We start from the raw sequence: 21,747 nt of genomic DNA on the forward strand, positions 1-21,747 counted from the left end.
CGAGTGGCGGAGGCGCCGGTTGATCCAGATTCCGCCATCGGCGATTACGCAGTGGGGCGCGGCTGCGGTGTTCGGCAACGTTCTGCTGACGCGCCTCGGCGTGCCGCTGCCGTCCGCGCCGTTGCTCGTGTTCGCCGGATCGGTGATTGCGAGCGGGCGGCTGTCGTTCTGGCATGTGTTGCTGGCGGCGGTGAGCGGCGCCTTGTCGGGCGATGCCGTCTGGTTCTCGGCGGGACGGCTCTACGGGCGGCGCCTGGTGGCGGCTTTGTCCCGCCGGTCCTATGCGTTCGATGCGGGGATGCGCACGGCAAGCGATATGTTCGAGCGGTACGGCGTGCCGATCGTCGCGGTATCGAAGTTCGTGCCGGGCCTGGGGCTCGTCACTCCGCCGCTGATGGGCACGACGCGCATTGCCGCGTCCGCGTTCTTTCTCTGGGACGCGGCGGGAATCGTCGCGTGGGCGGGGTTCTGGCTGCTGGGCGGCGCGCTCTTTCAGCGAGAGTTGCATGCGGCGCTCGTCGAGTTTCAGACGCATGGCGCGACGATGATCGATCTGCTCGTCGTGCTGGCGTTGTTGTTCCTCGCGTACCGCTTGCTGCGGCGTCGGCCGCCTCGGGACAGCGCAGGTGACGATGTGCGCTGATGCTTGCGCTCGTGCCGCTGCATGTTGCTGCGTGTCGCTGCATGCGATAAGCGTGACGCCGTTATAATTCGACGCTCGCGCTGTTATTTATCCTCGTTTCTGCGCTCGAGGAAGGCATTCGTATCCGGTGGTGCGGCTGGGCTTCAAACCCAGTTGGGGGTGTCAGACACTCCCAGGTAGGTTCGACTCCTGCTGCCTTCCGCCATAAGGCTTGGCGGTCTTTCAGCGGTATCCCTATGTGCGTTGAGCAAAGAATGTCGGTTTCGACAGCTATTGCTTTGCGAACACACCCACTTCTAAAAGTTTCCCTTGAGCCAGCCGTTGCCCTTCGGGCGTTCAGTTGCATCCAATCAACACTGGGTGGAGCGCTCGGCGAGAGCAGCGGCCCGGCCGCCTGGCCGAGTGGCAAACCCCGTTGCGCTACCGGTCATCGCCGGGCGATTGATCGAGGTAGTCGCCGCTAACGAACACGATCGTTTCCGATGCGACATCGAGCGGCATGTCGGGGTCGACCTCTTCGCCTGCGGCGCTCGAGCCGACCCATAGTGCTCGTCCGATGAACGAGGTGTCCGGGTAAAGGTGACAGACGAATGCGCCGCCGCCCGCAGGCCGCTGCTGGCCGACATATAGCAGGTCGCCGCCGCCCAAGGAGTATCGCTCTATCTCTTCACATCCGAGCAGCGCGTGAACCGGTGAAAGAGATGTTCTGTCTCCACGCTCGACTATCGTGATAGTCCGTGCCAAGGGGTCGATCAAGTACGCGCTACCCATTGCTGTCTCTGAAAAACATGCTCCGTCGCCAGTTACTTCGCATCACTATGAATTGCTGGCCGGCGCTTCGTCTCTTGCGTGTCTGCGGGGAAAGACCATTGGTGTCAGGGACGAACCGCCGGATGCGGGTCACTAACGCAGCCTTTACCCGCGTTGACACGGGCTTCAGCTCGCTCAACGTCAGCCGGATAGGTGATCTCGTCTGCGACCGGATCGAAACCGGCGCAACGATACGTCGCGAGGTCTTTCTGCACCTGCGATCGCGTCGAAGCGTCGCCCCCAGTGATACATCCCGCGACAGCGCACATAACTGCAACAGTCGTGAGCACTGCGTTAAGCGAGCGGGCGAATTGGCTATCACGCATCGAGTCTCCGGATTCAAAGTTGTCGCGCCGTATGGGTCACGCTCACTCACTAACCAGGCAATCGCCGTGCCTCGTGACATGACTCGTGCAGCCCGCCGTCCTGGCATCCGGGTTTGGCCGCACCGAACCGGGCGCAAACGGGACGAATCTCTATAAGCGCACATCGTCGAGAATGTCTTTCGGCGAATCCACCAGCACTATTTTGCGAGGAACGGACAGACACCTGCGCCTGCGACCCGGCGTGTACTCGACGCACAATGGGTCGAAAAAGGAATGGCTATAGCGCCGCGCTCCCGCCGCGTCATACATACGAACGCGCAGCGCCTTTACAGCGGGTTGGGGGGCAGGCTTCGATGGATCGCCATCGCTGCAATTGCAGCTTCACCGACTGCAACGCAAATCTGATTCAGCGAATTCACTGCATCCCCCGCAGCGAACAGACCGCTCACGCTCGTGCGCTGCTGCTTGTCCGTCACGATCATGCCGTCGCTGTCTCGCTCGACGTTCAGGCCGCTCAATAACTCTGCTTGCGGGAAGCAGCCGAGCACCGGATAGACCGCATCGAATACGTGACGGCGGCCATTTCGGCAGACAACGCTTAGTGCTCCCTCGGTGCTGTCCGGGGATTGCAGCGCACCTGTCGGTATCAGATCGATGGCGTTCTCCGTCGCGGTGGCACATTCTTCTTGCGTCAATACACCGAGATCAGGTGCGACGACTGCGACTTGTCGACAGAAGGTGCGGAAAAACAAGGCATGCGACAGCGCACGCGATGCGGGACCGAGCATTGCAATTCGCTTGCCTTGCGCTTCGAAGCCGTCGCATATGGCGCAGAAGCGGAGCAGCCCTCGTTGGGTCAGTCGAACGGCCTCGTCGATCGGCGGGAGCCTGTCGCGGATTCCACACGCTACCAGCGCACGATGTGCGATCACACTGCGCTCGCAAGAATCCGGCTTGCTGCTGTATCGGACGATGAACCTGCCGTCTGTCTCACTGATTCCATTAACGCGTCCTTCGGCTACCGATACTTCGTAGCACGCGATCTGACGACGCATTTTCCCGAGAAGTTCTTCTCCGCTGATACCGCCCTCGAAGCCAGCGAGGTTGCGCACGATCGGGATCATCGATGCCCTGCTTTGCCCGGCATCGATGACCATCGTGGAGCGCCTGAATCGCGCGAGATAAAGCGCAGCAGTCAGTCCGGCCGGCCCGCCACCGACGACGACACAATCAACAATGGAATCCGTCATGAGTGTCCTGGTTCAACGGCTTGATAGTCGGCCTCTTTGCATGCCGACGTGAGCGGTGAGTGGGCGCAGTTCGCAGGCCACGCATGCTCGGGTGATCGCGTCATGACTGGAAGGCGTATGCGTTCTTATCGGGCGTCAGGTGGAACCGCTTGATGTTTCAATTCTGCTGCCTCACAAACTGTTAGCGGTTCTGTGGCTTGAGTTGAACAGGGCAGTTCCATCTGCAAGAAAAGGGCGCTATTGACGCCTGCCCCCTCGCGTTCGTCGATGCGTTGCTCCTCTCTGCGAAAGCGCTGCATTGCGCTCTGCGCTAGTCGAAGCATTTCGCGTGCCCCGGCGCGCGCCGTCCACGCGACGCGCTAGCACCGCATCGCCTAATCAGGCTTGTGCATTGCTCATCACGAGTCAAGGCAATGCCTGTTGCATCGCCAGACCAAATGCGAGGACAGCATTATGACTGAAGGCACTCAGCCGGACCAAGAAACGAAAGAGCAAAGAGAAGCAAGAGAGCAGCGCCGCGATTCCGAGCATGCTGGCAAAGCGCGACACAGCGGAAGCGGAAACTCACTCGGTCCAGGCGATAGCCCGACCTCTCAGGGACAGCCCAATGAATGACAACGTGTGCAGCCGTCCGGATGCGTGCAGATGCGCCGCTGAGAGTTGACCTCTCAGGTCCGGCGGCGTATCACTGTTCGCTCTGTCGAGAGCCGAGAGTACTTTCAGTGCACCGGCTTTCCGATGCCCGAGCGGAATCGGGCGCATGAGTGTTGCAACAAGCCGCCGCTCAAAGCGAAAGGCTGCGGTTCCAACGGCTCGTTTGCTCACGATGCTGTTGCTTGCTGACGTTCATCATCAGTGGCCGGCGCGATGACTGTTCTTTGAGTAAGAAGAGTTCATTCGGTTCTGAAGGTGTTCGAGCCACTCGAACTGCCCGATGATGATGCCGTTGCCAGCCCCGGATTAGCCGCGTACGAAGGCCGACGCGGCGCGCTAAGCTGCCCGCGCGCGTCGCCGAACAGCTAGATCAACTTGACCAGTTGCTTGCCGAAATTCTTCCCGCGCAAAAGCCCCAGGAAAGCTTCGGGTGCGTTCTCCAAGCCCTCCGCGATGGTCTCGCGGAAGTGAAGTTTTCCCGCAGCGACGCGCTCGCCCAGTTCTTTGAGCGCCTGCGGCCACACGTCCATCTGCTCCGTCACGATGAAACCCTGAATCTTCAGCCGTTGCCGGAGCAGCAGCGTCGGCGCCTTGATCGGCACGGGTTGACCATCGTAGCCCGAGATCATGCCGCACAACGCGATGCGTCCGTGGGCGTTCATCCGCGCGAGCACGGCATCGAGCACGTCTCCGCCGACATTCTCGAAGTATCCGTCTATGCCATCGGGCGCCGCGGCCTCGAGGTCGTCGTGCAGCTTGCCTGCCTTGTAGTCCACACAGGCGTCGAAGCCGAGCGTCTCGACGACGTAGCGACACTTCGTTGCACCGCCCGCAATGCCGATTGCCCGGCAGCCCGCAGCCTTCGCCAGTTGTCCGACGACGCTGCCGACCGCGCCGCTGGCCGCGCTGACGGCGATGGTTTCTCCCGCCTTAGCCTCGATGATGCGGTTCAGTCCCAGCCACGCCGTGACCCCTGGCATGCCCACGGCGCCGAGATAGGCCGACAGCGGCACACGCGAAGCATCGACGACACGCAGTTCCTTGCCATCCGACGTGCCGTATTCCTGCCAGCCGTACATGCCGGCCACCTTGTCGCCGACACGGAAGGACGGATTGCGCGACTCAGTCACCTCACCGACGGTCCCCCCGATCATCACTTCGTTCAACGGTTGCGGAGGGGCATAGGATTTGGCATCGCTCATGCGTCCGCGCATGTACGGATCGAGCGACAGATAGTGATTTCGCACGCGCACTTCGCCTTCCTGCAACGGCGCAAGCGGCGTTTCAATCAGCTTGAAATTCGATGTTGTCGCTTCGCGTTCAGGCCGGGACACAAGTAGCACCTGGCGATTGCGCTGTGCTTCTGCCATGCTTTTTCTCCAGTGGAAGGGGCGGTTCATGCATCCGCCGGTCGATCATAGCGTGAGGAGTTTTCACCGGCTTTTTCCGGTTGATTTACTTTGCAGACGGCCGAAGTCTCTTACGGCACTCCTCGCCACGCTCTTGCTAGTCAACGAAAGAATCTTGTTTCCGATGATAGACGTTATCAGCATGCGTGGCCCCGATACGGCGTTTTGCGCTGTTCTGTCGACTGGGCGCTGCAGTGTCGCGCTCGACCCCAAGCGCAATCACCGATCGTGCTTTCGACGCGCAGCTTCGGTTGTGCGTTCGATCGCAAGCGTCGCCAGCGGTTTTCTTGGTCGCCAGAGAAGTTACGCATAACATGTAGCAAGGCGGGCGTTGAGCGGGGGCATCGTGAACAGGCGATCCTTTCATAAGTTGCTGACGAGTACGCTGGTCTGCGCTTCAACCATGCTGGCGCCTGTCACCGCTCATGCGCAGGGCGCGAGCTTGCGACAGCCCGACGAATACGAGCGCAACAGTAGTTCTTCGCGTGTCTCGGGAGCGCATGGCATCGTCCCGAAACTGTACGACGCACGGGGAAGGCTAGTCGGTGAAATCGTCACCGGTAGCGACGATCGCGACGGCGGCGCAGTCTTGCTGAACGTGGAGGGTGTGCTCGTCGCCGCGCCGTTCGAGCGCCTTCCGGGCGATGCCGGCACGCGATCCGCAAGCCGGATGGCGTGGAGCGTCGGCGCACTCCGATATGACGGCCCCGACTGTACGGGCACCCCTTATGTCGCCTCCACCGGCTCCCCTTTGCGGCCGGCGACTGCTATCCGACGCGACGCACATGTCACGTTGTACATCGCTGTCGAGGGGCGTGTCGAAGACCATACGACCGTGTCGGTCTGGGAAGGGACGAACTGCTATCGCGGTTACCCGCCATTCGTTGACAAGGTCTGGCGAATCGAGAACTCCATAGATTTGTCGGATAGATATCCCGAACCGCTGCGCGTGGGGTTGTAACGTCGATTCGCGTTTGACTGCTTTGCTCTTTCAGCAGCGGTGTTTTCTTCGACACGAGGTGGCCAAGTGTATCGCCGACCGTTGGTCTCGTTTGTGCTCTTCCTCATTGCCTGCATGCCCGCCGTCCATGCGATGGCCCACGACTGGCCGGGTAACGGCAACAGGCACCGCTGGGACGAAGAGGAAAGATCCCATCACTCCGCTCCCAAGGCAAGGCTTTACGATGCCCGAGGCACGCTCGTCGGCGACGTCTTGTATGTATCCGGCCTCAACTATGACGGCGGGGTCGCGCTGAAGATAAACGGCGTGTTCGTCTTCGCCGGATTCGCGCGAATAGGCGGCTTTGGACAGACACAACGCTAAGCAATAGCGAATTCGCATGGCAGTATCCGCGTCTCGCATACTCCGGCGATAACTGTACGGGAACGCCTTACATCTACTACGAACGCGGTGCGTATCGACCGAGCGCAATCGCCCGTAAGGGGAATTCGGCTTCTCTGTACATCGCACAAGATACGCAGTCCCGGATAATCGGCTTCGCCTCTCGCGTGAATCCGCTGAGCCCCGCGTCCTGCACGAATGGGCCACCGTTGTTCGCCTCGAGAGCATGGCCTGTGGAAACCATCGTCGATCTCACTCAACGTTATCCCGAGCCTCTTAGAATCGGAGAGTGAGACAAGTAACGTGATTACCGTGAGGTGAACATGAGTGGCTTATCGAAATGGTTCGTCATGGCGCTGCTCGCGGCAATGGCAAGCGTGACGTCTGCAGATGAAAGCCAGCCCCACAAGCGACGCCACTCGCTTCCGAAGCTCTATGACAACAATGGCAAGCTCGTAGGCGTGATCGCAGATGGTCCCAAGGGGGACGTGTCCGATGGCGGCGTCATCATGAACATCAACGGTGCGCCGGTTTTCGTGGGCTTCGCGCTGGAAAAAGCCGCCGACGGCTCACAGTCCGCCACCAGGCTCAGGTGGAGCGGGGTGACGCCTGCATACTCCGGCGCGGCCTGCACGGGAACGCCGTACATTCCTTACGTGCTTGGACCACTGAGGCCGGCTGCGATCGAGCGAAAAGATGGAAAGGCAGTTCTGTATGTTGCGAAGGACGAACCGTCCACAGTGGTAGCCGTGCGCTCGATAGATTATTCGGGACGCTGTGTCGATTACGTCGATGAGACCGGGCAGCCTGAATGGGCTGTGGGTGATTCATTAGGCCTGACCGATGTCTATCCTGAACCGCTACACGTCGGAGAGTGATGATCACGTGCAGGCCGCAATTCAGAGGCGCGTCGATGATCTTCTCCCTCATCGCGCATGGTCAGCAAGGCATGAAAAAAGGCGGCACCATTCAGTGCCGCCCGTTCTTAAGAGCGCTCGACGCCATCGGAAAACTTACCGCACCTTGCCCGCCTTCCACGCGGACAGCAGTTGCTCATATTTCACTGTTTCGCCCTTCGGCTTTTCGTTGGCGAGCGCCTTCCACGGCGCGTGCTGGTCGGACAGCCACTTGGACGGATCGCTTTGCGGATTCAGCTCCGGCGCGCAAATCTTCATCCCTGCACGCTGCAAACGGGACAACACCTGGTCCATTTCCTTCGCAAGATTATCCATTGCGGCCTGCGGAGTTTTCTCTCCGGCGACGGCGGTGCCGACGTTCTTCCACCAGAGTTGGGCCATCTTCGGATAGTCGGGCACGTTGTTGCCGGTCGGGGTCCACGCGACGCGCGCCGGGCTGCGATAGAACTCGATCAAGCCGCCGTACTTGTCCGCATTCTTCGTGAAGTAGTCGCTATGAATATCCGAGTCGCGAATGAACGTCAAACCGACAATCGACTTCTTGAGCGACACGCTCTTAGACGTCACGAACTGCGCGTATAGCCACGCTGCAGCGCGCTGGTTCGGCGGCGTCGACTTGAAGAACGTCCACGAGCCGACGTCCTGATAGCCGTTCTGCATGCCGTCCTTCCAGTAAGCGCCGTGCGGCGAGGGCGCCATGCGCCACTTCGGCGTGCCGTCCGCATTCGTGACGTTGCCCGGCTTGAGCATCGACGCCGTGAACGCGGTGTACCAGAATACCTGTTGCGCGATCCGGCCTTGCGCGGGCACAGGGCCCGCTTCGCTGAAAGTCATGCCCGACGCTTCTGGCGGCGCGTATTTCTTTAGCCAGTCGATGTATTTGGTCGTAGCGTAGACTGCGGCCGGGCTGTTGGTTCCGCCGCCGCGCGACACCGACGCGCCCACCGGATGACATCCGTCCGGCGTCACGCGTATGCCCCATTCGTCGACGGGCATGCCGTTCGGAATGCCCTTGTCGGCTGCGCCCGCCATGGAAAGCCATGCGTCCGTGAAGCGCCAGCCGAGCGACGGGTCTTTCTTGCCGTAGTCCATATGGCCGTAAACCTTTTCTCCGTCGATGTTCTTCACGTCGTTCGTAAAGAACTCGGCGATGTCTTCATACGCGGACCAGTTGACCGGCACGCCGAGATCGTAGCCGTATTTCGCCTTGAACTTGTCCTGCAAGTCCTTGCGTGCAAACCAGTCCGCGCGGAACCAGTAGAGGTTGGCGAACTGCTGGTCGGGGAGCTGATAGAGCTTTTTGTCCGGCGCAGTCGTAAAACTCGTGCCGATGAAGTCTTTCAGATCGAGACCGGGGTTCGTATATTCCTTGCCTTCGCCTGCCATGTAGTCGGACAGCGGAACGATCACGCCATAGCGATAGTGCGTGCCGATGAGGTCCGAATCCGAAATCCAGCCGTCGTAAATGCTTTGCCCGGACTGCATCGAGGTCTGCAATTTCTCGACGACGTCCCCTTCCTGAATGATGTCGTGCTTCACCTGAATGCCGGTGATCTCACTAAAGGCGTTGGCAAGCGTCTTGGATTCGTAGGTATGCGTGTCGATGGTTTCCGACACGACATGGATTTCCTTGACGCCTTTCGCTTTGAGTTTCGCCGCTGTGTCGATGAACCATTTCATCTCGTCCATCTGCTGCTGTTTCGAAAGCGTGCTTGGCTGAAACTCACTGTCCACCCATTTCTGCGCCTCGGGCGTGCCCGCCAGAGCCTGGCTCGCGAAGGCACCCGACACGATACTTGCCACTGCCAGCGCGACGATCCGTCTCCTCTGATGCATGGTCTTCTCCTGTGTCTGCCGTGCCCCTTCGATCTTGTCGGCGCCCGCTGGGGGCATCAGCGGGACCGGCAGTTGCCAGTCTTCATTGCATGCGTCGGCCTTCTTAGCCTTTCCACATGATCGCGAGCAGCACCAGCACCGACGCTGCGAAAGCCGGCCAGGAACTCGATCCCTCCGCGCTGATCGCCAGCCACGCAAGATTGATATACGCGGCAGTCAGCAGGCCGATGAACAGGCGATCGCCGCGAGTCGTCGCGATAGGCAGAAAGCCCTTGCGTTCATGAGTCGGCGAGCGCAGTTCCCATACCGTCATGCCGCCCAGCATGACGACGATGCAGCCGAAGAAGATCGCTACCTCGGGCGTCCAGTACATCCACGAGAACATCACACTCTCCCCATCGCAAAACCCTTGGCGATGTAGTTGCGCACGAAGTAGATCACCAGCGCGCCGGGAACGATCGTGAGCACGCCCGCCGCCGACAGCACGCCCCAGTCCATACCGGCCGCCGACACGGTGCGCGTCATCACGGCAGCGATAGGCTTTGCATTGACCGAAGTCAGCGTGCGCGCGAGCAGCAGCTCGACCCAGCTGAACATGAAGCAGAAGAAAGCCGTCACCCCGACGCCCGATTTGATGAGCGGCAGGAAGATCTTCACGAAGAATGCGGGGAACGTATAGCCGTCTATGTACGCGGTTTCATCGATTTCGCGTGAGACGCCCGACATGAAGCCTTCGAGAATCCACACGGCAAGCGGCACGTTGAACAGCATGTGCGCAAGCGCGACGGCAATGTACGTGTCGGTCAGGCCGACGCTCGAATAAAGCTGGAAGAACGGCAGCAGGAACACGGCGGGCGGCGTCATGCGGTTGGTGAGCAGCCAGAAGAACATGTGCTTGTCGCCGAGAAAGCGATAGCGTGAGAACGCGTACGCGGCAGGCAGCGCCACCAGCACCGACATCACCGTGTTCATCAGCACGTAGATGATCGAATTGATGTAGCCCCAGTACCATGAAGGATCGGTGAAGATCACCCTGTAGTTCTCGAACGTCACGTGCTGCGGGAGCGTGGCGAACGTCGACATGGTTTCTTCGTTCGTGCGCAAAGAGATCGAGAACATCCAGTAGAGCGGAATCAGCGCGAACAGCATGTAGACAATGAGTATCGACGTCCGCAGTAAGCGGCGCTTATCCCGCATGGTCGTCTCCTTGCGCGGCGGGGCCGCCCGTGCCTACGCGGCTCATCCAGTTATAGAGAATGAAGCACAGCAGCAGAATGATCAGGAAATAGATCAGCGAGAAGGCGGCGGCCGGGCCCAGATCGAACTGGCCGACCGCTTTTTGCGTTAGATACTGACTCAGGAAGGTTGTCGAATCGCCGGGGCCGCCGCCCGTCAGCACGAACGGCTCGGTATAGATCATGAAGCTGTCCATGAAGCGCAGCAGCACGGCGATCATCAGCACGCCACGCATCTTGGGCAATTCGATATAGCGAAACACCGCGAAGCGGCTTGCGCCATCTATTTCGGCGGCCTGATAGAAGGCGTCCGGAATCGCGCGCAAGCCCGCATAGCACAGCAGTGCGACGAGCGGCGTCCAGTGCCAGATGTCCATCACGAGCACGGTGAGCCATGCGGCCGTGGGACTCGCGGTGTAGTTGTAGTCGAAGCCGAGACTATTGAGCCAGTAGCCGAGCAGTCCGATATCCGGCCGACCGAAAATCTGCCAGATCGTGCCCACGACGTTCCATGGAATCAGCAACGGCATGGCCAGCACGATGAGCGTGGCCGATGCGCGCCATCCCGATGCCGGCATCGCAAGGGCGACGCCCACGCCCAATGGAATCTCGAACAGCAGTACGCAGCCGGAGAAAATAACCTGTCTGCCGAGCGCTTCGCGCAAATCGGGATCAGTCATGATGTTGCGAAACCACTCCGTACCGACGAACACATGCTGCGTGGGGCCGATGATGTCCTGCACCGAATAGTTCACCACTGTCATCAGCGGCAGGATTGCGGAGAACGCGACGCAGATGAACACCGGAATGACCAGCAACCACGCCTTCTGATTGACGGGCTTGTTCATCGCATGGCCCCTTCGGAGATGCGTGTTTCGATTCTTTCGTCGTTGCAGAAGAACACGGTCTCAGGCGCGATGAGATGCAGCCAGGCAGGTCCGTCGACAACCCGCAAATGCGGCTCGAGCTTCGCATTCAACACATGGCCGTCGCATTCCGCGGTAACTAGCTGATAGTTGCCGAGCTGCTGCGCGCGCAGCACGCGCGCCTTGACCGCGCCGGCTTCTCCTTGCTGCGAAAGGCGCACGAACTCCGGACGAATCCCCAGTTTAAGCGCGCCGTTTGCCTGCTGATGCGCGCCGCGCAGCGTCGCAAGCGTGCCCGCGTCGAGCGGCAAGCGCTGCGAGCCGATTCTCGCGCCGTCGGCGTCGAGCTCGATCGAACAGAGATTCATGCCGGGACTGCCGATGAAGTAGCCGACAAAAGCGTGATCCGGCCGCAGAAAAAGGGCATCGGCTCCGCCCTTCTGAACGACGCGGCCATTTGTCATGACCACGACTTCGTCGGCGAAAGTCAGCGCTTCTACCTGATCGTGCGTCACGTAGATCAGCGTGAGCTTGAGCTGCTGATGGATTCTCTTCAACTGTCGGCGCAGCATCCACTTCATCGCGGGGTCGATCACAGTCAACGGTTCGTCGAAGAGAATCGCCGCGACGTCCTTGCGCACGAGGCCCCGCCCAAGCGAAATCTTCTGCTTGGCGTCGGCGGCCAGATTGCTTGCCTTGTTCGGCAGCTCTCGCGTCATGTCGAGAATTTCCGCGACTTCGTGCACGCGCTTCGTGACCTCGGCGGCTGACACCTTGCGATTGCGCAGCGGGAACGCGAGGTTATCGAATACGGTCATCGTGTCGTAGATCACGGGGAACTGGAACACCTGGGCGATGTTGCGCTGACGTGCGCCGAGCGCCGTCACGTCGCGTCCGTCGAACAGCACCTTGCCCTCCGACGGCTTGACGAGCCCCGACACGATATTGAGCAGCGTGGTCTTGCCGCAACCCGATGGCCCGAGCAACGCATACGCGCCGCCGTCATCCCAGACCATGCTCATGGGTTGAAGCGCGTAGTCGTCGAGCGTCGCGGGGTTCGGTCCGTACGCGTGCGCGAGATTCTGAAACTCAATGCACGCCATGAGCTGCCTCCGGGCTGGACACCAGTCGGGTATCCGCGCCGAACACAAACAGTTCGTCAGGGTCGATGAAAACGTCGAGCTGCGTGCCGAGCGCGATCTGATGCACGCCCTGCAACTGCGCAACCAGGTCCACCGCGCCCGTCAGCGTGCGCAAGTGCAGATACGTTTCGGAGCCGCTCAATTCGGCGAGTTCCAGCCGGCACGGAACGGCGATCGCATGAGAGGCCTTCGCTCGAAGGCGCAGGTGTCCAGGCCGAATGCCGATACGGCATGCGCCGGTCGCATCGGAGCCGTTTCTGACCGGAACCTCAACGCCGATCGGCAGACGCGCGCGGCCGTTGGCCGAGTCGCTCGTCAGCATGTTCATCGGCGGGTCGTTGAATACCGCCGCGGCCGCGACATTGACCGGTGCGTTATACACATCGAGCGTGGGACCGAACTGCAGAACCCGGCCTTTATCGACGATTGCCGTATAGCCGCCCAGCAGCAGCGCTTCGAGCGGTTCGGTGGTCGCGTACACGACGGTCGTCTTGCCGTCGGCGAAAAGCGTAGCCAGTTCCATGCGCAACTCCTCGCGCAGTTTGTAGTCGAGATTCACGAGCGGCTCGTCGAGCAATACCAGGGACGTGCGCTTCACGAGCGCGCGTGCGAGCGCGCAGCGCTGCTGCTGGCCACCCGACAGTTCGCCTGGCCGCCGCTGCAGCAAATGCTCGATATGGAGTTTGGCTGCGACTTCCTGCGTACGCCGGCGGATTTCGGCAGGGTCGATTTTTTGAAGGCGCAAAGGGGAGGCGATGTTTTCGAAAACCGTCATCGCCGGGTAATTGATGAACTGCTGATAAACCATCGCGAGATTGCGCTCGCGAACGCTGACGCCTGTCACGTCCTGGCCGTCGGCGAGCACTCGGCCGTCGCTCGGCCTGTCGAGCCCCGCCATTACGCGCATGAGCGTGGTCTTGCCTGCTTGTGTGGGTCCGAGCAGCACATTGATGGCGCCGGGGACGAGGCGCAAATCCACGCCGTAAAGATACGGTTGCCCGCCAGAAACGACACTGACTCGCTCCAGTTCCAGAACCAAATCTTCCTCCTCGCGGCGCGCGTAACGCCAGCTGCGGAAGCCGGCGCGTTAAGGTGGCGTCAATCGGGTTGCAGTTGGATTACATGCAGCAGCCTGAATGTCCCTTTTGTTGGTTTGGGTTTAAATCGGGGTTAACCTTACGACCGGATGAAATTAGAGAACTTCGTCGGCATGGCGCGCGAACGGTGCATCTCGCGGCTTGCCGACAGGCTGCTTGTCCAATAGTTGGGAGCGATTTAGCGAAAGGGCTTTTGGCGGGTCAGGGCTTCGGCTACTGCTGACCTATTACCGTGGCGCACGCTACGGCTTCGATTCGTGAACCATCGCAAATGCGCGCGTCATGACATTTAGCGAATCGATGTCTCCTCTTGAGGCGAATAAGTTTCTCCTGCATATAACCTGAGCGCGGAGAACCGGCAGGTAAGCCCGCACTTTGAAAAATGCGATGGCCGCTCGGGTCTTTTATCGATTCTTCTCGCACGACATCATTCGCTCACTCCACTCACTCGCTGTAATTCGCTTGCGCAAGACAGCGTTTGTTCCGCAAAGGCAGCGTTTTTCGTCGACGCGCGCCGCTTCTCTTACCGCGTCTCTGGTCACCGGAACGACACTTGCTGCCTATCACGGCGTGACAGCCCTCAATTCCGTTCGGCGCATTGCCCGGTCCGACCCGACCCGCATCTGCATTCAGTCGCTCATCGCGAGCGCTGTGACTTATGCGTGCTTGCGGTTCGCGAACTCTCCGAGCCTCACCTGGGGCGTCTTCGCCAGCCTGTTTTCGCTGCAGGTGCATTTCGACCGCAGCCTGAAAAGCGGCATGGGACAGATGGCCGGCGCTGCTATCGGAACGCTCGTCGGACTCGCGGCACTGCACAGTTTCCCTGCTGCTGAAGCCGCCTTGCCCAGGCTCGCGCTGACCACCCTGACGACGTGTCTGACATCGGCCTTTTTCCCCGCGACCAACTACAGCATCTTCGTCGCTGCGGCGCTTGCGCTTCAGCCGCCCGACAGCCCGCTCGAAGCGCTCTCGCGCGCAGTCGCGATTATCCTGGGATCGGGAATCGGCATTATGGTGTCGTTGACCGTCGTGCCGCAAATGGCGCGCTCCCGCGCGTTCGCTGTGATGGCCGAGCTGCTCGACGACTGTCGCGCGTTGCTATCGGCGGTGCCGATCCTTTCCCGCGATCATGACCGCGCCGCCGTCGATGCGTTGCACGAACAGTTTCTTCGTCACCTCGTGGACGCAAGAGCCATCAGTGGCGAAGCGCGAATTCGAGCGCGCTTCGAACGCGGCCCGACGCTCAACGCGGCGCTCGACGCTGTCCATACCCTGTGGCACGGACTCGTGTTGCTCGACCGCGTTGGCCAGTCGCATAGCGGCGCATTCGCGGCGGAAGACTGCGCCGCACTGGGCGAGCTGGTAAGCGCCGTACGGAAGAACGGCAGCGACTACCTGCACCACCTCGCAGCCTACCTTCGAGACAACGCGCCGCTGCCGGCGAGCCGGGACTTCCTCGCGCCGCTGCACGATGCCGCGACCCACGCCCGGTCGCGCTGCATGGAACGCGTCTCGCAGACCGGTCATTGTCCGCAGCGGGTGCAGGCGCTGTCCACGCTGGCGTTCGCGCTGGCAGAGGTCGAATCGAATCTGAAACGCATCAGCGACTTGCTGGAGCCGCAGGCGACGGCGTAACGAAAACGCGCGCGCTGCCGATGCAAGTCGGTCATGAAATCGCCTGGAAATGCGGCGCGGATCGAGCGGCGAGTCGATTCTTCGTGATCGCTAATTTCCCATCCGCTGCCGCGCGCTCATGAAGGGACCGGTCGGCTGGCGCTCGGGTGCAAAACGATCGAAGCCCACGGGTGCCGGCATGTCGATATAGACCGCTTCCATTCCCTGCCGGCTGTACGTTTCATGCCAGAAGCCCGCGCCGCGGCTGTCGCGCAGAAAGTCGCGCCACCACCGCGAATGAGGCTCGCTGCGAGTGAATGCTTCGAGGCTGTCGAGATCGCGCCAGTATTGACGAATGCCGATATGGTTGAGCGCGAAGAACACCTGCTGGCTCGACAGTAATCCATCCGGCGGATTAGATTCGATCTGCCGCAGCCCTTTGCCGATGCCGAGTATCGCGGCGATTCCCCGCAACCGGCGCACGCGAAAGCCCAATTGCACGACGACGAGATTCGGATACGCGCTGAGATCGACGGATCTTCGGACGACGGACGTTTGCATGGCGGCTCCTTTGCTTCTGAACTGTAAGCATAGTCGCCGATCATCCGCTCGCAAGCTGCGCTGACAGATGCGCCACTAGAGCCGCATGGATGAACCTGATGATCGAAGCCATTCACGACAGCGCCTCTCGAGCGCGACCGCCCCGAATGCAACGGTTCGTGGGGTGAAAGGTTCCGCGCGCCGGCTGCGCGGGACGGTCGATGCCGGCGTTATAGCAGCTCTCGACGTGATGCGTTCAGCGCGTGTGGCGCGCGTTGCCGCGATGAGCGCGTGCGGCGTCAAGACGGTCCGCGGCACGCTCGCTTGCGCAACCGGCCGAAGCCGGCCGCCCCTCGGTCTTCTCGCGCTTCGCGGCGCGGTCGTGCGAATTCGCGAGACGGACAACTCGGGTTCTTCGCTGACCGCGCCGGCCGCCATCATCGTCGAGTGAGGCGCGCGGCTGGCCAGCCGCGCTCGCACCCCTCGCTTACTCGTTCGGCACGTTGCTTTGCGGATCGGCGGGCGTCGCCGGGTCCGGATTCGCGGCGGCCGGCGCGTAGCTGATGACGTTCGGCAATCTCGGACTGCTCGAATTCGTGCTGTCGAGGATACGCGACTGAATCGTCGTGTTGTCCGTCACGCCCCAGAAGTTGTTCGAGAAGTCGAGGGTGTGCATCGTCGATGCAGCGTAGGTCCCGTGCGCCGCAATGACCATGCGGTTCGTATTCGGCGAGTTCGTCTTGAACAGGAACGAATTGTTCTTCGCGATGCCGGCAGGCGCGCCGCTGACCGGAAAGTCGTCGATCAAGACGAGCGAATCGACCATGTTGATGAACAGATTGTTCTGCACGATCACCGAAGGATCGAAGGCGAAGGCGGCCGAATCGACGAACGTGTTGTACCTGAGCGTCGAGTTCTTGAAGCTTGGGTAGCCGTTCGTGCCCGCCTCGTAAGTGGTGACGCCTGCGCGAACGATGGGCGTCACGTTGAGACGATAAGCCTGGCTATAGGTCATCGAAAAAGGCGCGGCGGGACTGATCTGCACGAAGGCGTCTTCGAGACGCGCATGCTGGATGCTGACCGTCCCGCCGCCCGCGTTCGCATCGACGTTGCTGACGGTCACGCCGAGAAGCTGCACCTGATCGTTGCCACCGACATTCAGCTTCCCCGCCACGTTGATGATGCCTTTCGTCGGAATCTGCCCGATGCAGTCGGACGTGCACGGCGTCGGCCTGATGCCCTCCACGATGACATTGTCCGGGATCGTCAGCGTAGCGCCCGTGGCAACGTGCATCGTGCCGGCGATGTAATACGGCGAACCGCTCGCGGGCCATGTCGTGTCGGTCGAGATGACGGCGCCATCGGCAATGACCGTCTGCGGCTGCGCGTAGACGTAGGCGGTGACGACCTTGCCGGACGCATCGGAGCAGGCCTTCGCCGGGTCTGTCGTGAAAGGGCCGCCTGAACACGTCGTGGCAGTCGAATTCGACGCCGGCGTGGCCGATGCCGCGGACGTCGCGCTGGTTTCACCGCCCCCGCCGCCGCCACATGCAGCAAGCACAACGCTCAACGCAACCGCCATGCGTGTTTTCATGATTTTCCCCGTAGTTTGTGGTGTGAACTCGCCTGCTCCGAGGCGATGAGGCACGAGGTTATCGAATGCGACGGCGGCCCATTGTGCGCTGCTCCACTTATCGCGGCGATTTCGTCTTATGTTTGGGTCTTGGCCTTGGGCTGGCTGGTCATGGCGAAGCTAAAGCAGTCACACATTCGATCTGCACCTGCCGTGGGTCTCCGAAGGCGACGACTCCGCGAGCGGACGTATCGCTCATGGTTGCGCGTGCCGCGCCGCATCCTCGATGACTGCCGCAACCTGCCGCGGACGCGACTCATACACCGAATGACTCGCGCCGGGAATCACGGTCGTGTGGCTATGCGCCCGCGCGTAATACCAGCGCTCGAGATCCGGACTGATAATCTTGTCGTCGCCCGCGACGATGCCCCAGCTCGGCTTCGAGGTCCACGCCGCAGCGGTCAACGGCGTCGAGAAAACATCCGCCGCCGTCAGCATCTGCGCATGCGATTCGAACCTGGCTTTGGCTAATGGCAGGTCGGCCGCGAAGTCTTTCGGGAACACGGCGGGACTGAGATACGTGTAGCCATCGGCGGTCTTCTCGATGGCGCCCGATTGCTTCGACGTATAACTCGGCATCTGTTTGCCGAGCGCGCTTTCATCCTCGCCGACAGCAGGCGCATGTGCGGCGACATAAACGAGACCGACGACATTCGGGTGCTCGCCTGCTTCCGTGATGACCGAACCGCCATAACTATGGCCGACGAGGATCGTCGGGCCGTGCTGCAAGTCGAGCACGCGGCGAGTGGCTGTCACATCGTCTGCAAGAGAGGTCAACGGTTCCTGCACGAGACTGACGTGATACCCATCCTTCACGAGGATGTCGTAGACCGGTTTCCAGCCAGAGCCATCGACCCACGCGCCATGCACGAGAACGATGTTCCTGACCTGTCTGGGGCTCGATGTAGCGGCGATTGCAGGAGATGACGCGAAACCGGCGGCAACCGCGAGCGCGATAGCTGCATGCGATAGAAACTTCACGAGAGACTCCATCGACGGATATAAGAGGTTAGGGACGGCCGGACAGGTTCGGCTGCCCGGCCGTGACGAATCAGCTTCCGAAGTAGGGCGTGCAGAAGCCTGCCGGCCCGACGCACGTTCCTTTCATCGACATGCGCGCCGGCGCCCCCGACGACGTGCGCTGCTGCTGCACGCCGCCGAAACCGCCGCCCGTCTGTTCCGCTGCGACTTTTGCTTCGGCGGCTTGGATGTCGTCGGGATAGTGCGGATCGCTTGCAAGCGCCGGGTTGTAACCGGCCTGCTCGACGCGCACCAGATCGGCGCGGACTTCGGCGCGGGTGAGCGGACCGCTGGACTGCGCGAAGCTCAGAGCGGGTGCGGCGAATGCGCTGGCGGCAAGTGCGAGATAAACGACGATCTTCTTCATGAGTGACACTCCTTGAATGAAATGAATGAGCCGGATGGGGCCTCGAAGCGCCTGTCGTGCGTCGGGCGTTGCTTCGTGCGGCTGACCGTGTTCATCGATGCAGCCGTGAATGAAATGTAGTGGGACGAGGCTTGCCGGCCCATCGTACGAAGGCGCGCGAGCGGCCATGCTGGCGTTGAGTTCGTGTGTACTTCGGGATAACCGGGCGTGCGATCCGCGAGGCGCGCGGATGACGCTTATCGAACCTTTGATCAGTTGCAATAGCCGGACGCATGACGCCGCTATACCAACGTATGAGCGCCGCCCGGCGAAAGAGAAAACCTATACGCACATATGATTTGCCGCGCTCGCCGCGCTCGCTAAGATGGCGTCACAGTAGCGGACCCGCACGTTTGGGCCGCGCCGACAGCACATGATCGAGGACACGCGCTTGACCTTCCCTCCACTGGTCTCAGTCATCGACGACGACGAATCGGTTCGCGCCGCCACGTCGAGCCTGTTACGCTCGCTCGGCTGGGACGTGCATCTGTACCCGTCTGCGGAATCGTTTCTGGCATTCGGGCATTTCGACGAAGTTGCGTGCATCATCAGCGACGTGCAGATGCCCGGCATGACCGGCCTGCAATTGCAGCAGCGGCTGCGCGAACTGGGCCTCGCGTTGCCGATCATCTTCATCACCGCGTTCGCATCGGATGCGGTACGCAGGCAGGCGCTCGACGGCGGCGCGCTATGCTTTCTCGGCAAGCCGGTGGACGGCGCCGTCGTATCCGATTGCCTGAGTACGTTGCAGCGACGTTTTCAATCCGACGCCCAGTGAGCGCACGCGTTCGTCAAGTCAACGCCATTCGACTGCCTATGCTTAATCCGCTTAGCCCGGCCGATCCAAGCGGCCGGCACAACGAGTCGGCCGGTATCGCGCGCCGCGATGCGCGAATCGCATGGGCGCTTGCCGGTGCGCTTGCCCTCGCGGTGTTTCTCATCGATGCGCTCACGCCGCTCGACATCGCGATAGCCGTGTTTTATGTCGTCGTCGTGCTGCTCGTCGCGTCGTCGGGCGGGCGCACGGCAACCGTCCGCGCGGCATGGGGCTGCGTGCTGCTGACGCTTGCAGGCTTCGTCCTCTCTCACGACGACTCGGTGTCGACCGGCGCCATCGCCCGATGCGCGGTGAGCCTGCTCGCGATCGCGACCACGTCTTATCTCGCGTTGAGGAATCAGACCGCCACCGCCGATCTGCGCGAGCAGGTCGAGGAGCGCAAGCAGGCGGAGCGCGCGCTCGAACGCACCGAAGCGTTCCTTCTCGACGCCCAGCGCCTGAGCCGCACGGCGAGCATCGCGACGCGCTTGCCCGAAGGCACGATGTGGTGGTCCGACGAGGCCTATCGCATCTTCCAGTACGCCCGCGACGTAGTTCCATCCATCGATGCGATTCTCGCCCGCACGCATCCCGACGATCTCGCGCTGGTGCGCAACGCGTACCGCGACGAGGAAGGCGGCGCGCCCGTGATCGATGTCGAGCATCGGCTGCGGATGCCCGATGGCGCCATCAAGCACGTGCATTACGTCGCGCATGCGGTGCAGCGAAGCGGTGAGCGGGAGTATGCCGGCGCGCTGATGGATATCACCGAGACGAAGCTCGCGCAGGAGGCGCTTGCGCGCTCGACGGCGGAACTGGCGCACGTGACGCGCATCTCGATGCTCGGCGAGCTCGCCGCGTCCATTGCGCACGAAACGACGCAGCCGATCGCCGCTATCGTCACGTGCGGCGATGCCGCGCTGCGCTGGCTGAATCGGCCGGAGCCGGATCTCGCGGAAGCGAAGCAGTCGATTGCGCAGATGATTCGCGATGCGAAACGCGCGAGCGACGTGATCCAGCGAATCCGCGCGATGGCGAAGAAGCACGAAGGTCCCGCCGCCGCATTCGCGCTGAATGGAACCGTCGAGGAGGCGCTCGAGCTGGTGCGCGGCGAACTCGACCGTCATGGCGTGGCAGTGCGGCTGCAGCTTGCCGAGCCATCGCCTGTCGTATGCGGCGATCGCGTGCAGTTGCAGCAGGTGCTCATCAACGTCATCATGAACGGCACGCAGGCGATGGCCGCCCAGACCACGCCGCGCCGGCTGCTGATTGCCACGCGCGTCTTCGACGGCGATCATGCTCATGTGGCCGTCGAGGATTCGGGGCCGGGCATCGGCGAAGACAGCGCGGGATGCATATTCAACGCCTTCTTCACGACCAAGGCCGATGGCATGGGCATGGGCCTGTCGATCTGCCGGTCTATCGTCGAGGCGCATGGCGGCCGCATCTGGGCCGAGGCTGCCGCACGAGGCGGTGCGTCCTTGCAGTTCATTCTGCCCGTCGATAAGGGGACATGTCATGAGCAGCCGGCTCGATAACGCCGCGAGCAATGCGATGGTCTATGTCGTCGACGATGACGACTCCATGCGCGAGGCCGTCGGCATGTTGCTGCGCTCCGTGGGGCTCGCGGTGCAGACGTTCGCATCGGCGCAAGACTTTCTCGCGTGCGAGATGCAGGACGTGCCGAGCTGCCTGATCCTCGACGTGCGACTGCGAGGGCAAAGCGGACTGGCGGTGCAGGAGCAGATCGCGGCCAGCGAACTCGGCTTGCCGATCGTTTTCATGACCGCGCACGGCGATATCGCGATGACCGTCAAGGCGATGAAGGCGGGCGCGCAGGACTTCCTCGCGAAGCCATTTCGTGACCAGGACATGCTCGATGCCGTCGCCACTGCGCTTGCGCGCGACGAAGAGCGCCGCAAGTCGAGCCGCTCCGTCGCCGATCTTCGGGTGTGTTATGGATCGCTGACTCCGCGCGAACGGGAAGTAATGGCCTTCGTCGTGGCCGGACTCATGAACAAGCAGATCGCATCCGAAATGAAGCTGAGCGAGATCACGGTGAAGATCCATCGCGGACAGGCGATGAAGAAAATGCAGGCCCGGTCGCTCGCGGATCTGGTTCGCAAGGCGGAGGCGCTGGGCGTCGGGCCGGATCGCGCTTGATCGGGCGGGGCGTTACGGTGGTTGCTT

The 21,747-nt window shown here is 61.6% G+C and carries 22 protein-coding genes and 1 tRNA gene; 9 read left to right on the forward strand and 14 right to left on the reverse strand.

All coding sequences use genetic code 11. From position 1 onward, the window contains the following. Positions 1 to 19 precede the first annotated feature (19 nt). Positions 20 to 643 (forward strand): DedA family protein, encoded by a 624-nt coding sequence (locus P9220_RS15025; protein WP_309765794.1) that lies wholly within the window; start codon positions 20 to 22, stop codon positions 641 to 643. Positions 644 to 752: 109 nt separating this feature from the next. Continuing rightward, positions 753 to 848: transfer RNA gene (locus P9220_RS15030), tRNA-Sec, on the forward strand. Between the two features lie 215 nt (positions 849 to 1,063). On the opposite strand, the gene P9220_RS15035 is transcribed toward P9220_RS15030, so the two are convergent. The 4 genes from P9220_RS15035 to P9220_RS15045 form a co-directional block, all read right to left on the reverse strand. Further along, entirely contained in the window at positions 1,064 to 1,291 is a 228-nt protein-coding gene (locus P9220_RS15035; RefSeq protein ID WP_309765795.1) for a hypothetical protein, read from the reverse strand. A 227-nt stretch (positions 1,292 to 1,518) separates the two neighbouring features. Then, positions 1,519 to 1,779, reverse strand: coding sequence for a DUF4148 domain-containing protein (locus tag P9220_RS27070; RefSeq protein WP_404980255.1), 261 nt, complete (start codon positions 1,777 to 1,779; stop codon positions 1,519 to 1,521). Between the two features lie 326 nt (positions 1,780 to 2,105). After that, a complete protein-coding gene (locus tag P9220_RS15040) occupies positions 2,106 to 3,029 on the reverse strand; it encodes an NAD(P)/FAD-dependent oxidoreductase (RefSeq protein ID WP_309765796.1) in 924 nt (307 codons plus the stop codon). 1,019 nt (positions 3,030 to 4,048) lie between these two features. Next, positions 4,049 to 5,053, reverse strand: a complete 1,005-nt coding sequence (locus tag P9220_RS15045; RefSeq protein ID WP_309765798.1) for an NADP-dependent oxidoreductase — start codon at positions 5,051 to 5,053, stop codon at positions 4,049 to 4,051. A 370-nt stretch (positions 5,054 to 5,423) separates the two neighbouring features. Between P9220_RS15045 and P9220_RS15050 the strand changes: the two genes are divergently transcribed. The 3 genes from P9220_RS15050 (at position 5,424) to P9220_RS15060 (ending at position 7,312) form a co-directional block, all read left to right on the forward strand. Next, positions 5,424 to 6,053 (forward strand): hypothetical protein, encoded by a 630-nt coding sequence (locus P9220_RS15050; RefSeq protein ID WP_309765799.1) that lies wholly within the window; start codon positions 5,424 to 5,426, stop codon positions 6,051 to 6,053. Positions 6,054 to 6,119: 66 nt separating this feature from the next. After that, a complete protein-coding gene (locus P9220_RS15055; protein WP_309765800.1) occupies positions 6,120 to 6,416 on the forward strand; it encodes a hypothetical protein in 297 nt (98 codons plus the stop codon). Positions 6,417 to 6,757: 341 nt separating this feature from the next. Next, positions 6,758 to 7,312 (forward strand): hypothetical protein, encoded by a 555-nt coding sequence (locus tag P9220_RS15060; protein ID WP_309765801.1) that lies wholly within the window; start codon positions 6,758 to 6,760, stop codon positions 7,310 to 7,312. A gap of 135 nt (positions 7,313 to 7,447) precedes the next feature. Here P9220_RS15060 and P9220_RS15065 read toward each other — a convergent pair whose 3' ends face one another. The 6 genes from P9220_RS15065 to P9220_RS15090 form a co-directional block, all read right to left on the reverse strand. Beyond that, positions 7,448 to 9,187, reverse strand: coding sequence for an ABC transporter substrate-binding protein (locus P9220_RS15065; protein WP_309765802.1), 1,740 nt, complete (start codon positions 9,185 to 9,187; stop codon positions 7,448 to 7,450). A 103-nt stretch (positions 9,188 to 9,290) separates the two neighbouring features. Beyond that, on the reverse strand, positions 9,291 to 9,572 hold the full coding sequence (locus P9220_RS15070; RefSeq protein WP_309765803.1) for a DUF2160 domain-containing protein: 282 nt from the start codon (positions 9,570 to 9,572) through the stop codon (positions 9,291 to 9,293). Then, positions 9,572 to 10,384 carry a carbohydrate ABC transporter permease gene (locus tag P9220_RS15075; RefSeq protein WP_309765804.1) on the reverse strand — a complete coding sequence of 271 codons (813 nt, stop codon included), beginning with the start codon at positions 10,382 to 10,384 and terminating at the stop codon, positions 9,572 to 9,574. The genes P9220_RS15070 and P9220_RS15075 overlap by 1 nt, the downstream gene beginning before the upstream one ends. After that, complete coding sequence (locus P9220_RS15080) at positions 10,374 to 11,270, reverse strand: sugar ABC transporter permease (RefSeq protein ID WP_309765805.1); 897 nt, start codon at positions 11,268 to 11,270, stop codon at positions 10,374 to 10,376. Before P9220_RS15080 ends, P9220_RS15075 begins: the two co-directional genes overlap by 11 nt. Continuing rightward, entirely contained in the window at positions 11,267 to 12,391 is a 1,125-nt protein-coding gene (locus P9220_RS15085; protein WP_309765806.1) for an ABC transporter ATP-binding protein, read from the reverse strand. Before P9220_RS15085 ends, P9220_RS15080 begins: the two co-directional genes overlap by 4 nt. Continuing rightward, entirely contained in the window at positions 12,378 to 13,469 is a 1,092-nt protein-coding gene (locus P9220_RS15090) for an ABC transporter ATP-binding protein (protein ID WP_309765807.1), read from the reverse strand. The genes P9220_RS15085 and P9220_RS15090 overlap by 14 nt, the downstream gene beginning before the upstream one ends. Positions 13,470 to 14,178: 709 nt before the next feature. Between P9220_RS15090 and P9220_RS15095 the strand changes: the two genes are divergently transcribed. Next, the gene (locus P9220_RS15095; protein ID WP_309765808.1) at positions 14,179 to 15,162 is read left to right on the forward strand and encodes an FUSC family protein; all 984 of its coding nucleotides are present in this window, start codon (positions 14,179 to 14,181) and stop codon (positions 15,160 to 15,162) included. Between the two features lie 90 nt (positions 15,163 to 15,252). Here the strand turns inward: P9220_RS15095 and P9220_RS15100 are convergent, their stop codons facing one another. The 4 genes from P9220_RS15100 to P9220_RS15115 form a co-directional block, all read right to left on the reverse strand. Further along, complete coding sequence (locus P9220_RS15100; protein WP_309765809.1) at positions 15,253 to 15,702, reverse strand: monooxygenase family protein; 450 nt, start codon at positions 15,700 to 15,702, stop codon at positions 15,253 to 15,255. Positions 15,703 to 16,168: 466 nt separating this feature from the next. After that, on the reverse strand, positions 16,169 to 17,275 hold the full coding sequence (locus P9220_RS15105; RefSeq protein ID WP_309765810.1) for a hypothetical protein: 1,107 nt from the start codon (positions 17,273 to 17,275) through the stop codon (positions 16,169 to 16,171). 234 nt (positions 17,276 to 17,509) lie between these two features. Further along, entirely contained in the window at positions 17,510 to 18,295 is a 786-nt protein-coding gene (locus P9220_RS15110) for an alpha/beta hydrolase (RefSeq protein ID WP_309765811.1), read from the reverse strand. A gap of 70 nt (positions 18,296 to 18,365) precedes the next feature. Further along, a complete protein-coding gene (locus P9220_RS15115) occupies positions 18,366 to 18,701 on the reverse strand; it encodes a DUF4148 domain-containing protein (protein ID WP_309765812.1) in 336 nt (111 codons plus the stop codon). A gap of 430 nt (positions 18,702 to 19,131) precedes the next feature. On the opposite strand from P9220_RS15115, the gene P9220_RS15120 reads away from it, so the two are divergent. Genes P9220_RS15120 through P9220_RS15130 form a run of 3 tightly spaced genes read left to right on the forward strand, consistent with a single transcriptional unit; the run spans position 19,132 to position 21,720 of the window. Next, the gene (locus tag P9220_RS15120) at positions 19,132 to 19,518 is read left to right on the forward strand and encodes a response regulator (RefSeq protein WP_309765813.1); all 387 of its coding nucleotides are present in this window, start codon (positions 19,132 to 19,134) and stop codon (positions 19,516 to 19,518) included. A 38-nt stretch (positions 19,519 to 19,556) separates the two neighbouring features. Further along, the gene (locus P9220_RS15125; RefSeq protein ID WP_309765814.1) at positions 19,557 to 21,095 is read left to right on the forward strand and encodes an ATP-binding protein; all 1,539 of its coding nucleotides are present in this window, start codon (positions 19,557 to 19,559) and stop codon (positions 21,093 to 21,095) included. Further along, positions 21,076 to 21,720 (forward strand): response regulator transcription factor, encoded by a 645-nt coding sequence (locus tag P9220_RS15130; RefSeq protein WP_309765815.1) that lies wholly within the window; start codon positions 21,076 to 21,078, stop codon positions 21,718 to 21,720. The genes P9220_RS15125 and P9220_RS15130 overlap by 20 nt, the downstream gene beginning before the upstream one ends. The last annotated feature ends 27 nt before the right edge of the window (positions 21,721 to 21,747 follow it).

The sequence above is a fragment of the Caballeronia sp. LZ016 genome (assembly GCF_031450805.1).
In the GTDB taxonomy this organism is placed as follows: domain Bacteria; phylum Pseudomonadota; class Gammaproteobacteria; order Burkholderiales; family Burkholderiaceae; genus Caballeronia.